The sequence below is a fragment of the Pseudaminobacter soli (ex Zhang et al. 2022) genome, assembly GCF_014595955.1.
In the GTDB taxonomy this organism is placed as follows: domain Bacteria; phylum Pseudomonadota; class Alphaproteobacteria; order Rhizobiales; family Rhizobiaceae; genus Kumtagia; species Kumtagia pseudosoli.
On the sequence record NZ_JABVCF010000049.1, the window covers coordinates 1 to 536 of the forward strand.

A 536-nucleotide genomic window follows, 5' to 3' on the forward strand; every position below is an offset into this window, starting at 1 on the left:
CCCAGACTGAGGAGGTACGGATGAGTATCGCCAACGAACGCGCAGTGCTTGCCGGCGGCTGCTTTTGGGGGATGCAGGATCTGATCCGTCGCCATCCCGGCGTGATCTCGACGCGTGTCGGCTACACTGGCGGCGACATGCCCAACGCCACCTACCGCAATCACGGGGGCCATGCCGAGGCAATCGAGATCATTTTTGATCCGGCCAGGATCAGCTATCGTGAACTGCTCGAGTTCTTTTTCCAGATTCACGATCCGACGACACGCAATCGCCAGGGCAATGATGTCGGCACGAGCTACCGCTCGGCAATTTTCTACGTGAATGACGAACAGAAGCGCATTGCGGAAGACACCATTGCCGATGTCGAGGCCTCGGGCTTGTGGCCCGGCAAGGTCGTGACCGAAGTGAAGCCGGCGGGCGAATTCTGGGAAGCGGAGCCCGAGCATCAGGACTATCTCGAACGCTATCCGAACGGCTACACCTGCCATTTCCCGCGACCGAACTGGAAGCTGCCACGGCGCGAGGAAAGCCGCCGC

General features: G+C 60.4%; 1 protein-coding gene. It reads left to right on the top strand.

What is annotated here, in order from left to right; all coding sequences use genetic code 11:
* Positions 1–20: 20 nt before the first annotated feature.
* Positions 21–536: peptide-methionine (S)-S-oxide reductase MsrA (msrA, locus tag HUI96_RS29040; protein ID WP_188258177.1), on the top strand; the 516-nt coding region annotated here is incomplete at its 3' end.